10 protein-coding genes are annotated in these 15,064 nt (G+C 71.8%); 6 read left to right on the top strand and 4 right to left on the bottom strand.

Annotated features, from left to right (window positions below; translation table 11 throughout):
* The first annotated feature begins 221 nt into the window (after positions 1 to 221).
* The 3 genes from IE94_RS0119505 (at position 222) to IE94_RS0119495 (ending at position 7,376) form a co-directional block, all read left to right on the top strand.
* Positions 222 to 953 carry a VIT1/CCC1 transporter family protein gene (locus IE94_RS0119505; RefSeq protein WP_030185985.1) on the top strand — a complete coding sequence of 244 codons (732 nt, stop codon included), beginning with the start codon at positions 222 to 224 and terminating at the stop codon, positions 951 to 953.
* Positions 954 to 1,381: 428 nt separating this feature from the next.
* Positions 1,382 to 5,920 carry a glutamate synthase large subunit gene (gltB, locus tag IE94_RS0119500; protein ID WP_030185983.1) on the top strand — a complete coding sequence of 1,513 codons (4,539 nt, stop codon included), beginning with the start codon at positions 1,382 to 1,384 and terminating at the stop codon, positions 5,918 to 5,920.
* Complete coding sequence (locus IE94_RS0119495) at positions 5,913 to 7,376, top strand: glutamate synthase subunit beta (protein WP_030185981.1); 1,464 nt, start codon at positions 5,913 to 5,915, stop codon at positions 7,374 to 7,376. Before gltB ends, IE94_RS0119495 begins: the two co-directional genes overlap by 8 nt.
* Before the next feature lie 121 nt (positions 7,377 to 7,497).
* Here the strand turns inward: IE94_RS0119495 and IE94_RS0119490 are convergent, their stop codons facing one another.
* Together IE94_RS0119490 and IE94_RS0119485 are read right to left on the bottom strand one after the other, a co-directional pair.
* Positions 7,498 to 8,415, bottom strand: a complete 918-nt coding sequence (locus tag IE94_RS0119490) for a chitosanase (protein WP_030185979.1) — start codon at positions 8,413 to 8,415, stop codon at positions 7,498 to 7,500.
* 31 nt (positions 8,416 to 8,446) lie between these two features.
* Positions 8,447 to 9,382: a rhomboid family intramembrane serine protease gene (locus tag IE94_RS0119485; protein ID WP_030185977.1), complete on the bottom strand. Its 936-nt coding sequence runs from the start codon at positions 9,380 to 9,382 to the stop codon at positions 8,447 to 8,449.
* A 152-nt stretch (positions 9,383 to 9,534) separates the two neighbouring features.
* On the opposite strand from IE94_RS0119485, the gene IE94_RS0119480 reads away from it, so the two are divergent.
* On the top strand, positions 9,535 to 10,260 hold the full coding sequence (locus IE94_RS0119480) for a vWA domain-containing protein (protein ID WP_030185974.1): 726 nt from the start codon (positions 9,535 to 9,537) through the stop codon (positions 10,258 to 10,260).
* An 8-nt stretch (positions 10,261 to 10,268) separates the two neighbouring features.
* On the opposite strand, the gene IE94_RS0119475 is transcribed toward IE94_RS0119480, so the two are convergent.
* Together IE94_RS0119475 and IE94_RS0119470 are read right to left on the bottom strand one after the other, a co-directional pair.
* Positions 10,269 to 10,898, bottom strand: a complete 630-nt coding sequence (locus IE94_RS0119475; RefSeq protein ID WP_030185973.1) for an SIMPL domain-containing protein — start codon at positions 10,896 to 10,898, stop codon at positions 10,269 to 10,271.
* A 40-nt stretch (positions 10,899 to 10,938) separates the two neighbouring features.
* The gene (locus IE94_RS0119470; RefSeq protein ID WP_030185970.1) at positions 10,939 to 11,838 is read right to left on the bottom strand and encodes a hypothetical protein; all 900 of its coding nucleotides are present in this window, start codon (positions 11,836 to 11,838) and stop codon (positions 10,939 to 10,941) included.
* Between the two features lie 125 nt (positions 11,839 to 11,963).
* Between IE94_RS0119470 and IE94_RS0119465 the strand changes: the two genes are divergently transcribed.
* Positions 11,964 to 12,311, top strand: coding sequence for a chorismate mutase (locus IE94_RS0119465; RefSeq protein ID WP_030185967.1), 348 nt, complete (start codon positions 11,964 to 11,966; stop codon positions 12,309 to 12,311).
* 121 nt (positions 12,312 to 12,432) lie between these two features.
* Positions 12,433 to 15,030, top strand: a complete 2,598-nt coding sequence (gene pepN / locus IE94_RS0119460; protein ID WP_030185964.1) for an aminopeptidase N — start codon at positions 12,433 to 12,435, stop codon at positions 15,028 to 15,030.
* The last annotated feature ends 34 nt before the right edge of the window (positions 15,031 to 15,064 follow it).

Here is a 15,064-nt window from a genome sequence, read left to right as displayed (position 1 = left end):
CCCTCCCCGCATCTGTCCCCGGTGCGGTGCGCGGCGCAGCCGAACCGGGCGCAGCGTCACCCGGTCGACATATGAGCGGGCAAGATCACGAATGAGTACGGAGAGGTAAAACCGCAGGTAAGCCCAGCCTTTCCTTGCTGGCGGGGCGGAAATGATCGGCGTAGATTGGGTGTTGTTAGAAAAATGGAATGAGTCCAAACTAGCCTCCCGGGGGAGCCCTTATGGCCATCATCGAAACCGAGGCGGCGCTGCACGAGGCGCACCGCGACAACCACACGCACCGCGATGTGAACGGCGGCTGGCTGCGCCCCGCCGTCTTCGGCGCGATGGACGGACTGGTCTCCAACCTCGCCCTGATGACCGGTGTCGCCGGCGGTACGGCGAGCCAGCAGACCGTGGTGATCAGCGGACTCGCCGGCCTGGCCGCCGGCGCCTTCTCCATGGCCGCCGGCGAGTACACCTCCGTCGCCTCCCAGCGCGAGCTGGTCGAGGCCGAGCTGGAAGTCGAGCGCCGTGAGCTGCGCAAGCACCCGGCGGACGAGGAGGCCGAGCTGGCCGCGCTCTACGAGGCGCGCGGCGTCGAGCCCGAGCTGGCGCGCGAGGTGGCCCGCCAGCTGTCCAGCGACCCCGAGCAGGCGCTGGAGATACACGCCCGCGAGGAGCTGGGCATCGACCCCTCCGACCTGCCCTCGCCGACGGTCGCGGCCGTGTCCTCGTTCGGTTCCTTCGCGCTGGGCGCCCTGCTTCCCGTCCTGCCGTTCCTGCTCGGCGCCGACGCGCTGTGGCCCGCCGTGCTGCTCGCGCTGGCCGGGCTATTCCTGTGCGGCGCGGTGGTCGCCAGGGTCACGGCCCGCAGCTGGTGGTACAGCGGCCTGCGGCAGCTGGCCCTCGGTGGCGCGGCGGCCGGTGTGACGTATCTCCTGGGCAGCCTGTTCGGGACGGCCGTAGGATAGTCCGGCTCGTACTTATGCGGCGGGCCGCATAAGTAGCCGTTACTCGCTGGTTTCGAGGACGTAATCTCCGGGCATGAGCCGTAAGCGCTGTGGGCAATGAAGCCTGCCGTGCATGCGCGGAGTGGGCGACGACGCCCCCTCCGCCTCCTCGGACCGACGGACATCGATCTGTCCGCCTCGGTCTCCATAGCTTCCACCGCAGGGACGGAACCCCCACCGCACCCCATCGGTGTCCGCATGCTGGAACGGATTGTCCCGTTTACCGAGAACCAATCCATCATGTAACCTGCACCAAATTTTGCACCCACCGCAGAGGGCCAACGTCGTCCCTCGGCACCTGCACATGCCAGATGACGACGACGGGAGAGCCGATGCGTACGCCGCGCCAGCCGTCCCAGCACTCCGTGAGTGGCCAGAACTGGTCCTTCATGGATGCTCGCCCTGCTGCCCAGGGTATGTACGACCCCCGCAACGAACACGACGCCTGTGGCGTCGGTTTCGTCGCCACCCTCACCGGCGAGGCCTCCCACACCCTGGTCGACCAGGCGCTCACCGTGCTGCGCAACCTGGAACACCGCGGCGCGACCGGCTCCGAGCCCGACTCGGGCGACGGCGCGGGCATCCTCTCCCAGGTGCCCGACGCGTTCTTCCGCGACGTGGCCGGATTCCAGCTGCCCGAGGCCGGCGCCTACGCCGTCGGCATCGCCTTCCTGCCGGTCGACGGCACCGAGGACGCCGTCTCGCGCATCGAGACGATCGCCCACGAGGAGGGCCTCACCGTCCTCGGCTGGCGCGAGGTCCCGGTCGCCCCGCAGATGCTCGGTGCCACCGCGCGCTCCACCATGCCGGTCTTCCGCCAGGTCTTCGTGAGCGACGGCGCCTCGCAGGGCATCGCCCTGGACCGGCACGCCTTCGCGCTGCGCAAGCGCGCCGAGCGCGAGGCCGGCGTCTACTTCCCGTCGCTGTCCGCGCGGACCATCGTCTACAAGGGCATGCTGACCACCGGCCAGCTGGAGCCGTTCTTCCCGGACCTCTCCGACCGCCGCTTCGCCTCCGCGATCGCGCTGGTGCACTCCCGGTTCTCCACCAACACCTTCCCGAGCTGGCCGCTCGCCCACCCGTACCGCTTCGTCGCGCACAACGGCGAGATCAACACGGTCAAGGGCAACCGCAACTGGATGCGCGCCCGCGAGTCCCAGCTGGCCTCGGACCTGTTCGGCTCCTCCGCGGACCTGGAGCGGATCTTCCCGATCTGCACGCCGGACGCCTCGGACTCCGCCTCCTTCGACGAGGTCCTGGAACTGCTCCACCTGGGCGGGCGCTCGCTGCCGCACTCCGTGCTGATGATGATCCCGGAGGCGTGGGAGAACCACGACTCCATGCAGCCGGACCGGCGCGCCTTCTACCAGTTCCACTCCACGATGATGGAGCCCTGGGACGGCCCCGCCTGCGTCACCTTCACCGACGGCACCCAGGTCGGCGCCGTGCTCGACCGCAACGGTCTGCGCCCCGGCCGCTACTGGGTCACCGACGACGGCCTCGTCGTCCTCGGCTCCGAGGTCGGCGTCCTCGACATCGACCCCGCCAAGGTCGTCCGCAAGGGCCGCCTCCAGCCCGGCCGCATGTTCCTCGTGGACACCGCCGAGCACCGCATCATCGAGGACGACGAGATCAAGGCCCAGCTCGCCGCCGAGCAGCCCTACAACGAGTGGATGGAAGCCGGCGAGATCGAGCTGTCCGACCTGCCCGAGCGCGAGCACATCGTGCACACCCACGCCTCGGTCACCCGCCGCCAGCAGACCTTCGGGTACACCGAGGAGGAGCTGCGCGTCATCCTCGCGCCGATGGCCAAGGCCGGCGCCGAGCCGATCGGCTCCATGGGCACCGACTCGCCCATCGCCGCGCTCTCCGAGCGCCCCCGCCTGCTCTTCGACTACTTCACCCAGCTCTTCGCCCAGGTCACCAACCCCCCGCTGGACGCCATCCGCGAGGAACTGGTCACCTCGCTGCGCTCCTCGCTCGGCCCCCAGGGCAACCTGCTGGACCCGACGGCCGCCTCGTGCCGCAGCGTCCTGCTGCCCTTCCCGGTGATCGACAACGACGAGCTGGCCAAGCTCATCCACATCAACGCCGACGGCGACATGCCCGGCTTCAAGGCCGCGACCCTCTCCGGCCTCTACCGGGTGCACGGCGGCGGCGACGCGCTGGCCGCGCGCATCGAGGAGATCTGCGCCGAGGCCGACGCCGCCATCGACAACGGCGCCCGGCTCATCGTCCTGTCCGACCGCCACTCGGACGCCGAGCACGCCCCGATCCCCTCGCTGCTGCTCACCGCGGCCGTCCACCACCACCTCATCCGCACCAAGCAGCGCACCCAGGTGGGCCTGCTGGTCGAGGCCGGCGACGTCCGCGAGGTCCACCACGTCGCCCTGCTCATCGGCTTCGGCGCCGCCGCGGTCAACCCGTACCTCGCGATGGAGTCCGTCGAGGACCTGGTCCGCGCGGGCACCTTCCTGCCCGGCATCGAGACCGAGCAGGCCATCCGCAACCTGATCTACGCCCTCGGCAAGGGCGTCCTCAAGGTCATGTCGAAGATGGGCATCTCCACCGTCGCCTCCTACCGCGGCGCCCAGGTCTTCGAGGCCGTCGGCCTGGACGAGGCCTTCGTCGCCAAGTACTTCAACGGCACGGCCACCAAGATCGGCGGTGTCGGCATCGACGTCGTCGCCAAGGAGGTCGCCGCCCGCCACGCCAAGGCGTACCCGGCCAGCGGCATCGCGCCGGCCCACCGCGCCCTGGAGATCGGCGGCGAGTACCAGTGGCGCCGCGAGGGCGAGCCGCACCTGTTCGACCCGGAGACGGTCTTCCGCCTCCAGCACTCCACGCGCTCCGGCACGTACGAGATCTTCAAGAAGTACACCGAGCGGGTGAACGAGCAGTCCGAGCGGCTGATGACGCTGCGCGGCCTGTTCGGCTTCAAGTCGGACCGGCAGCCGATCCCCGTCGACGAGGTCGAGCCCGTCTCCGAGATCGTCAAGCGCTTCTCCACCGGCGCCATGTCGTACGGCTCCATCTCCCAGGAGGCGCACGAGACCCTCGCCATCGCCATGAACCAGCTGGGCGGCAAGTCCAACACCGGTGAGGGCGGCGAGGACCCGGAGCGCCTGTACGACCCGGCGCGCCGGTCCAGCATCAAGCAGGTCGCCTCCGGCCGCTTCGGCGTCACCTCCGAGTACCTGGTCAACGCCGACGACATCCAGATCAAGATGGCCCAGGGCGCCAAGCCCGGCGAGGGCGGCCAGCTGCCCGGCCACAAGGTGTACCCGTGGGTGGCGAAGACCCGGCACTCGACGCCGGGCGTGGGCCTGATCTCCCCGCCGCCGCACCACGACATCTACTCCATCGAGGACCTGGCCCAGCTGATCCACGACCTGAAGAACGCGAACCCGCAGGCGCGGATCCACGTGAAGCTGGTCTCCGAGGTCGGCGTCGGCACGGTCGCGGCGGGCGTGTCCAAGGCGCACGCCGACGTGGTGCTGATCTCCGGCCACGACGGCGGCACCGGCGCCTCCCCGCTCACCTCGCTCAAGCACGCGGGCGGCCCCTGGGAGCTGGGCCTCGCCGAGACCCAGCAGACCCTGCTGCTCAACGGCCTGCGCGACCGGATCGTCGTCCAGACCGACGGCCAGCTCAAGACCGGCCGCGACGTCGTCATCGCCGCGCTGCTGGGCGCCGAGGAGTTCGGTTTCGCGACCGCGCCGCTCGTCGTCTCCGGCTGCGTCATGATGCGCGTCTGCCACCTGGACACCTGCCCCGTCGGCATCGCCACCCAGAACCCGGTGCTGCGCGAGCGGTTCTCCGGCAAGGCCGAGTACATCGTGAACTTCTTCAGGTTCATCGCCGAAGAGGTCCGCGAGATCCTCGCCGAGCTGGGCTTCCGCACCATCGAGGAGGCCGTCGGCCACGCCGAGACCCTCGACGTGACCCGCGCGGTCGACCACTGGAAGGCGCAGGGCCTGAACCTGGAGCCGCTGTTCCACGTGCCCGCGCTGGCCGAGGGCGCGGTGCGCCACCAGGCCGTCGGCCAGGACCACGGCCTGGAGAAGGCGCTGGACAACCAGCTGATCAAGCTCGCCGCCGACGCGCTGGCCGCCCCCGACGCCACCCAGGCCGCCCCGGTGCGCGCCCAGGTCGCGATCCGCAACATCAACCGCACGGTCGGCACCATGCTCGGCCACGAGGTCACCAAGAAGTTCGGCGGCGCCGGACTGCCCGACGACACCGTCGACATCACCTTCACCGGCTCCGCCGGCCAGTCCTTCGGCGCCTTCGTCCCGCGCGGCGTCACCCTGCGCCTGGAGGGCGACGCCAACGACTACGTCGGCAAGGGCCTGTCCGGCGGCCGGATCGTGGTCCGCCCCGACCGGGGCGCCGACCACCTCGCCGAGTACTCCACCATCGCCGGCAACACCATCGGCTACGGCGCCACCGGCGGCGAGATGTTCCTGCGGGGCAAGGTCGGCGAGCGCTTCTGCGTCCGCAACTCCGGCGCACTGGTCGTCTCCGAGGGCGTCGGCGACCACGGCTGCGAGTACATGACCGGCGGCCACGCGGTCGTCCTCGGCGAGACCGGGCGCAACTTCGCGGCCGGCATGTCCGGCGGCATCGCCTACGTCGTCGACCTCGACCGCGACAACGTCAACGTCGGCAACGTCGACGCGATCCGGGCCCTGGACGACGCCGACAAGGACTGGCTGCACGACGTGGTGCGCCGCCACGCCGAGGAGACCGGGTCCACCGTCGCCCAGAAGCTGCTCGCCGACTGGCCCGTCGCCGTGGAGCGCTTCAGCAAGATCATCCCCAGCACGTACCAGGCAGTGCTCGCCGCCAAGGACGCCGCCGAGCGAGCCGGTCTCTCCGAGACCGAGACCACCGAGAAGATGATGGAGGCGGCGACCAATGGCTGATCCCAAGGGCTTTCTGAACCACGGACGCGAGGTCGCCAGGACCCGCCCCGTCGAGGAGCGCGTCAAGGACTGGAACGAGGTCTACGTCCCCGGCTCCCTGCTGCCGATCATCAGCAAGCAGGCCAGCCGCTGCATGGACTGCGGCATCCCATTCTGCCACAACGGCTGCCCGCTCGGGAACCTGATCCCGGAGTGGAACGACTACGCCTACCGCGAGAACTGGTCGGCGGCGTCCGAGCGCCTGCACGCCACCAACAACTTCCCGGAGTTCACCGGCCGTCTGTGTCCGGCCCCGTGCGAGTCGGCGTGCGTGCTCGGCATCAACCAGCCGCCGGTCACCATCAAGAACGTCGAGGTCTCCATCATCGACAAGGCGTGGGAGACCGGGGACGTCGCCCCGCAGGTCCCCGAGCGCCTGTCCGGCAAGACCGTCGCCGTCATCGGCTCGGGCCCGGCGGGCCTGGCCGCCGCCCAGCAGCTCACCCGGGCCGGCCACACCGTCGCCGTCTACGAGCGCGCGGACCGCATCGGAGGGCTCCTCCGCTACGGCATCCCCGAGTTCAAGATGGAGAAGCGGCACATCAACCGCCGCATAGAGCAGATGCGCGCGGAGGGCACCCGCTTCCGCACCGGCGTCGAGATCGGCCGCGACCTCAAGGCGACCGACCTGAAGAAGCGCTACGACGCCGTCGTCATCGCCGCCGGCTCCACCACCGCCCGCGACCTGCCGGTCCCCGGCCGCGAGCTGAACGGCATCCACCAGGCGATGGAGTACCTGCCGCTGGCCAACAAGGTCCAGGAGGGCGACTACGTGGCGCCCCCGATCACCGCCGAGGGCAAGCACGTCGTCGTCATCGGCGGCGGCGACACCGGCGCCGACTGCGTGGGCACCGCCCACCGCCAGGGCGCGGCCTCCGTCACCCAGCTGGAGATCATGCCCCGGCCGGGCGAGGAGCGGGACGCGGTGCGCCAGCCGTGGCCGACCTTCCCCATGCTCTACAAGGTCACCAGCGCCCACGAGGAGGGCGGCGAGCGGGTCTACGCCGTCTCCACCACCCACTTCGAGGGCGACGAGGACGGCAACGTCCAGTGGCTGCACATGAGCGAGGTCGAGTTCGTCGAGGGCAGGCTGACCCCGAAGCCGGGCACCGAGCGCAAGATCCCGGCCCAGCTGGTCACCCTCGCCATGGGCTTCACCGGCACCGACAAGGACAACGGCCTCGTCGACCAGTTCGGCCTGGAGCTCGACGAACGCGGTAACATCGCCCGGGACGCCGACTTCCAGACCAATGTGCCGGGTGTGTTCGTCGCCGGTGACGCCGGCCGCGGCCAGTCGCTCATCGTCTGGGCGATCGCCGAGGGGCGCTCGGCGGCGCGCGGCGCCGACCGCTTCCTGACCGGGGCCAGCGACCTGCCGGCCCCGATCCGCCCGACCGACCGCGCCCTCGCGGTCTGACGGACGGAACAACCGTCCCGACGGACGGAACAACCGAAGAACGTCCCGCACAAAGGCGTGCGGAACACTGATGGCGCCTGCCCCGTCCCCGACCGGACCAAGGGCAGGCGCTGTCGCACGCTCAGGGCACCCGGTAGGTGTCCCCGTACATCTCCCACGCCAGCGGCGTCGCCAGTTCCATGTTCCCGGCCGCGAGGAACCGGCGCTGCGCCGTGTCCAGGCGGGAGGTGTCGATGCCCGGGCGCTTGGCCTCCATGGCCTGCCTGCGGACGTCCAGGAAGGTGTCCAGGTAGTCCTTCTCGGAGCCGCCCTCCCCCGGCGTCTTGGCCTCGCCCATGGCCCGCTCGCGCAGCCCGTAGAAGCCCTCGGCGTCCGTGTCGGGCCCGTGGAAGACCATCGCGTCGTAGTAGACGAACTGGCCGAGCGTGCCCAGGCCGTCCAGCTTGGCCAGGCGCACCGCCGGGTCGAAGTAGACCCGGTCGCGCTCCTCCTCCTGCGCCTCGCGGAACGCCGGGACCTCCGCCTCCGCCTTCCAGGCGGCCGTGAAGCCCGGGTCCAGGCCCTCGTGGGAGTCGCTGCCGTCCACCTCGCGCAGGGCGGGCAGGTACGCCGCCAGGCCGTTGTCCGGATGGGCCTCGGTGTAGCGCTCGACCAGGGTGAGCAGGTCGTGGGTGCCGGTGCAGAAGCCGATGATGCCCGCGGTGTACCCGTCGCCGTCCCCGACGTCCTCGATGCTGCCGTAGGCGGTGCGCCACCGCGTGGTCGAGTTCTCGGCGCTGGAGACGAGCTGCTGGGCCAGCTCCTTCTTCGCCGGTGCGGCCAGACCCGGCGGCAGGTCGGCGATCAGCGCGTCGTCCGCCTCCCGCTCCTCCTCGGCCCGGTCCTTGGCGTCGTCGCGGGTCGAGCGGGCGGACGCCGAGGACGACGCGGACGCGGCCGAGCCGTCCGACGAGTCGGCCGAGTCCCCCGGCACGACGAAGTACACGCCCGCGGCGATCACGGGGAGGGCCCCGAGGAGCAGCACTCCGGCACGTTTCACAGGGGAACACCTCTCATAGCGGGGAAACCTCTCACAGCGGGATGCTCCCGCCCGTCAGCTCGGACACCCTGACCGCCGCCGTCACCGCCAGCAGCACCACCAGCGCGGCACCCGTACCGGCCTGCACCGCCACCCGGCGGCCGTCCCGGGGCGCGTACGCGTACCCCAGGGCCAGCGCGCCGCCCACCAGCAGGCCGCCGAGGTGCCCCTGCCACGAGGTGAACCAGGCGGAGACCACCAGCCACAGCAGCAGCGGGACCAGGAAACGGTTGACCCGGGCCGGATCGGCGCCCAGTCGGCGGTGCAGCACGTAGTACGCGGCCCCCACGCCGAAGACCGCACCGGACGCGCCGACAAAGACCCGCCCGGGGTCGCCGAGGACCAGCTCCAGGACGGAACCGCCGAGCGCCGACAGCAGGTACAGGACGGCGAAGCGGACCCGGCCGAGCATCAGCTCCACCACCCGCCCCAACTGCCACAGCGCGACCATGTTCAGCGTGACGTGCAGGATCCCGAAGATGCCCTCGAAGGGCGACTGGTGGAGGAAGGCGCTGGTGAGCATCCGCTCCCACTCGCCCCCGGCGACACCCTCCGTGCGGACGGGCCCGAGGACGAGGAACGTTCCCTCGCCCGCGTAGTGGGTGCCGTCCGCACCCACCAGCCGCGCGCCCACCATGGCGAAGCGGTCCACGAGCTCCGGCCGCACCACCTCCGCCAGATACGCCAGCACGGTGAGCGCGAACAGCACGTACGTCACCACCGGCGTCGTCGACATCCGGCCACCGGCGAGGGTCCGGGCCCGCCGGGCCGACCGCGCCCCCTCCTTCACACACGCGGGGCACTGGTGGCCGACGGGCGCCGCACGCACGCAGTCCGGGCAGACGTACCGCTCGCAGCGGGTGCAGCGCACGTGGCACTCCACCGCCGGATGGCGGTAGCACCTGGTGACGGTGGACTCGGAATCCACGGCCGGCTCCTCGGGACGGACGGACGGTGAGCCGGTGGGGACGGCGGCGAACAAAATAGCGAACGCCGGGGGACCGTCCGAGCGGCGGGGTGCGGCCCTGCCGTAACCTCGGCACCCGGATGCCGCAGGGCAGGAGTAACGGGGGAGTCCGCATGGCCGCGATCAGTCTCACCAAGATGCGGGAGACGGCGCCCGCGCTGGTCGATCTGTACAAGACCGCCGGAGTGTCGCTCACCAAGCACGGCATGGCGGACACCCGGGCGGCGGTCTACCTCGTCGTCGACTACTCCGGCTCCATGAAGCCGTACTACAAGGACGGCAGCGTGCAGGCGCTCGCCGACCGGGTGCTGAGCCTGTCGGCCCACCTCGACGACGACGGCACCGTGCCCGTGGTGTTCTTCTCCACCGACGTCGACGCCGTCACCGAGATCGCGCTCGCCGACCACCAGGGGCGCGTGGAGCGGATCGTGGCCGGCCTCGGACACATGGGCAAGACCAGCTACCACCTGGCCATGGACGCCGTCATCGACCACTACCTGGACAGCGGCTCCCGCCACCCCGCCCTGGTCGTCTTCCAGACCGACGGCGGCCCGATCAACCGGCTCGCCGCCGAGCGGTACCTGTGCAAGGCGGCGCCGCTGCCGCTGTTCTGGCAGTTCGTCGGCTTCGGCGACCCCGACAGCCGCCAGTTCGAGTACCTGCGCAGACTCGACGAACTCGCGGTGCCCGGCAAGCGGGTGATCGACAACGCCGGGTTCTTCCACGCGGGCCGCGACCCGCGGAAGGTGACCGACGCCGAGCTGTACGACCGGCTCGTGGGCGAGTTCCCCCAGTGGCTGGCGGCCGCACGCGCCCAGGGGATCGTGCGGCCCGCCTGAGCACGCGGTCAGTGCCGCAGCGAGAAACCCAGCACGACCCGGGCGGCCACCTCCACCGCGCCCGGAGCCAGCGCGCCGGGCGCGCCACCGCTCCTGGCGACTCGGAACGCGGCGACGGGCTCGGACTCCACGTCCTGGATGTGCAGGACCGGCCCCAGCCGCGCGTCCGCCGCCTCCGCGTACACCTGGGCCTTGCGGCGGGCCGCCGCCACCGCCCGCCGCCGTGCCTCGTCGAGCAGCGCCGGCCTGTCCCGCACGTCGAACTCCACGCCGTCGATCCGGTGCGCGCCCGCCCCGACCACGTCCGCGATCAGCAGTTCGAGGCCGTCCAGCGCCTCGGTCTCCACCGTGTACGAGGCCTGGCACCGGTACCCGAGCAGCGTCCGGCCACCGTCGTGCGGGCCGTACTCCGAGCTGAGGCCCAGCCGGGAGCCCGAGACCGAGGCGTCCGGCACGCCGTGCTGCCTCAGTACGTCCCGCAGCCGGGTCACGGCCTCCCCGGCCCGCTGGAAGGCCAGCTCCGGCGACGGTTCCAGCACGTCCACCGCGGGCCGCACCCGGGCGAGCGACGGCTCGGCCCGCACCGTGCCCGAGCCGAACACGCTGATGCCCCAGGGTTCTTCGATGGCCTGTGTCATAGGGGCATTGAAGCAGCGCCGCCGCGCCCCGCGCGCCGCATCACGTGTCGCACTCCAGGACCGTCCGGCACAGCCCGCACCGCGCCCGCACCCGCCCGCGCACCGGCACCCTGATCCGCTGGTGGCAGGTCGGGCAGGGGAACGACACCCGGAGCTGTCCGGGCGGCTGGGCGGAGAAGGAGTAGGCATCGCCGTCCGCGGCCGCCCCGGCGGCGTGCGGGTCCTGCGCGTGCCGGCGGTCCCGGGCGTAGCGGCGGCGGCCCGCCCAGCCGGCCGCGGTCAGCGGCGGCTGCTGCGCGTCCCGGCGCGCCCGGGCCATGCCCCTGCCGTATGCCGTGTACGCCTGCGGGCTGGTGAACCACACCGACGGGTCCTCGCCGAACAGCAGCGCCCGCTTGGCCAGCACGTAACCGAACTCCTCCGGCGTCAGGTACCCCAGCTTCTGCGAGGACGCCGCGTCCTCGCGGTAGGCGTCGAGCAGCAGCCAGCCGGCGCCCAGGTACGTCGTCGCCGTGTCGGTGAGGATCTCGTTGGCCCGGGTGGAGGGGAAGGACAGGTCGAGGCGGTGCAGGTACACGTGCATCACCTCGTGCGCGAGCGCCGCGCCGATGTCCCGGCGATGGGTGCGGAAGCGGTCGTTCAACTCGATGAAGTACTCCGGGCCCGCCGTGAGTTCCACGTTCGCCGCGTGGGTCATCTCGCGGAAGGAGACGATCATGCGGGCGTCGGGCAGCCGGTAGTGCCGCACCAGCTCGTGCGCCACCCGCTGCGTGCCCAGGTACAGGTCGTCCGTGTCGCAGAACGCCACGTCCACCGGGGCCACGCTGGCCGAGAACGTCCGGACGGTGTCGTACGACAGCCGCCGGTACAGCGCCGTGACCGCCTCCCGCACCGTCTCCAGGTGCGGGAACCCGTGCTCGACCGGTCCGCCGTTCGCCACGCCCGACCCCCAAGACGCCTGGACCCTGCCTCCTGAACCCTGCTCCCACTGTACGAGGACCGCAGGGCGTTCAGCGCCTGAGACGGTCTGCGCGAGCGGGGCCCCCGCCCGTAGGGTGTGCGCCCATGACCACCAGCAACACCGGTACCGGTGCCGTCGAACCCGCCGTCCGCGAGGAGCTGGCCCGGCTGCGGGACAGCATCGACAACATCGACGCGGCCGTCGTCCACATGCTCGCCGAGCGCTTCAAGTGCACCCAGCAGGTCGGCCACCTCAAGGCCCGCCACCGGCTGCCGCCCGCCGACCCGGCCCGGGAGGCCCAGCAGATCGCCCGGCTGCGCACCCTCGCCGAAAGCGCCAAGCTGGACCCGGCGTTCGCCGAGAAGTTCCTGAACTTCATCGTCGCCGAGGTGATCCACCACCACGAACGCATCGCGGAGGACAACGGCGTCGGCGCGCCGGCCTCCGACTGAGACAGGCCGCGCCCCCGGCCGCGGGGGCGCACGCCCGCGGGGGCGCCGCGGCCGCCGCGACGGACCGGACATACGGCGCGTACCGAACCGCCTCTGTGCCCTGCCCACCGCATCAGGCAGCATGTCGTGCATGTCCGTACTGACGCGCGACGAAGCGCAGACCCGTGCCCGGCTCCTCGACGTCCACCACTACGCGATCGACCTCGATCTGACCCGTGGGGACGAGACCTTCGACTCCCGGACCGACATCCGGTTCACCGTCCGGGGCGACACGGACAGCACGGACACGTTCGTCGAGGTCAAGCCCGCACAGCTGCGCGCCGTCACCCTGGACGGACGGCCCCTGGACCCGGCCGCCCTGGACGAGAACCGGCTGGCGCTGAAGAACCTCGCCCCCGGCGAGCACGAGCTGCGCGTCGAGGCCGCCATGCGCTACTCCCGCACCGGCGAGGGCATGCACCGCTTCACCGACCCCGCCGACGGCGAGACCTACGTCTACACCCAGCTCTTCCTCGACGACGTCCAGCGGGTCTACGCCGCCTTCGACCAGCCCGACCTCAAGGCCGTCTTCGACCTCACCGTGACCGCCCCCGAGGGCTGGCACGTCCTCGCCAACGGCATCACCGAGCACACCGGCGACGGCCGCTGGCAGGCCGCCACCACCCCGCTGATCTCCACCTACCTCGTCGCCGTCGCCGCCGGCCCCTGGCACTCCGTGCGCACCGAGCACCGCGGCCTGCCCTTCGGCATCCACTGCCGCCGCTCGCTCGCCCCGCACCTGGACGCCGACGCCGAGGAACTCTTCGAGGTCACCCGGGCCTGCTTCGACCGCTACCACGAGAAGTTCGACGAGCCCTACCCCTTCGACTCCTACGACCAGGCGTTCGTGCCCGAGTTCAACGCCGGCGCGATGGAGAACCCCGGACTGGTCACCTTCCGGGACGAGTTCGTCTTCCGGTCCGCCGTCACCGAGACCCAGCGGCAGACCCGCGCCATGGTCATCGCCCACGAGATGGCCCACATGTGGTTCGGCGACCTCGTCACCCTGCGCTGGTGGGACGACATCTGGCTGAACGAGTCCTTCGCCGAGTACATGGGCTACCAGACCACCGCCGAGGCCACCCGCTTCACCGACACCTGGACCGACTTCGGCGTCACCCGCAAAGCCTGGGGCTACGACGCCGACCAGCGCCCCTCCACCCACCCCGTCGCCCCCGAGAACGTCCGGGACACCGCCTCCGCGCTGCTCAACTTCGACGGCATCTCCTACGCCAAGGGCGCCTCCGCCCTGCGCCAGCTCGTCGCCTGGCTCGGCGAGAAGGACTTCCTGGCCGGCATCAACACCCACTTCGAGCGGCACAAGTTCGCCAACGCCTCCCTCGCCGACTTCATCGACTCCCTGGCCGCCGCCACCGACCGCGACGTCCACGCCTGGGCCGACGCCTGGCTGCGCACCACCGGCGTCGACACCCTCGTCCCGAGCGTCAGCGGCGACAACGGCACCTGGCACCTCGGCATCTCGCACCGGGGCAGCCAGGGGACCTGGACCGGGCCCGACCCCGCCAAGAGCCGCAAGGACCTCAAACACCTCGGCAGCCTCCAGCCCGGCGGAGGCATCCGCCCGCACCGCATCACCATCGGTGTCTACGACCACGACCTCCACGACGCCGGCCGCCTCATCCCGCGCCGGCGCCTGGAGGCGGACCTCGCCGGCCAGAACATCGGCCTGGGCACCGCGGGCGCACAGCCCGCCCTCGTCGTCCTCAACGACGGCGACCTCACCTACGCCAAGATCCGCTTCGACGCCGACTCCTTCCGGGCCCTGCGCGAGAGCCTGTCCGGCCTGCCCGACCCGCTCACCCGGGCGGTCGTCTGGAACGCCCTGAGGGACGCCGTCCGCGACGGCGAACTCCCCGCCGCCACCTACCTCGACATCGCCCGCGCCCACCTCCCGCACGAGACGGACCTCGCCCTCGTCGACGGCGTCCTCGCCTTCGCCGCCGGCCAGATCGCCGACCGCTACGTCCCCGCCGAGCAGCGGCCCGCCGCCCTGCACACCCTCGCCGAGCTGTGCCGCGACCTCATCCGCCGCACCGAGGACGGCGACCACCCCGGCCTGCGCCTGATCGCCGTGCGCCACCGCATCGCCACGGCCGCCCACCCCGACACCATCGCCGCCTGGCTCGCCGACGGCACCGTCCCCGGCGGCCCCGAACTCGACCCCGAGCTGCGCTGGCGCATCCTCACCCGGCTCGCCGTCCTCGGCGCCACCGACGAGGCCGCCATCGCCGCCGAGCTGGCGGCCGACCCGAGTGCCACCGGCCAGGAGGGCGCCGCCCGCTGCCGTGCCGCGCTGCCCGACGCCGAGGCCAAGGCCCGCGCCTGGGAGGCCATGTTCGCCTCCGACGACCTCTCCAACTACCTGTTCACCGCCACCGCCCAGGGCTTCTGGCAGCCCGAACAGGCCGAGCTCGTGCGGGACTACGTACCGCGCTACTACACCGAGGCCGTCGCCCTCGCCGCCCGCCGCGGCCCCGCCATCGCCGACGCCGCCGGCCGCTGGGCCTTCCCCGCCCACGCCGTCGACGCCGACACCCTCCGCCTCGGCCAGGAGTGCCTCGCCGACGCCGACCCGATCCCCGCCCTGCGCCGCAAGCTCGCCGACCAGCTCGACGACCTGGCGCGCGCACTGCGCGTACGGGAGGCGGGCACGGACTGACCCACCGGACGCGGCCGGTGCGCCCCCCGGGGCG

This window comes from Streptomyces violaceorubidus (assembly GCF_000717995.1).
GTDB lineage: Bacteria > Actinomycetota > Actinomycetes > Streptomycetales > Streptomycetaceae > Streptomyces > Streptomyces violaceorubidus.
Note: the sequence above shows the minus strand (reverse complement) of the source record. Positions and strands in the feature narration are given on the sequence as shown.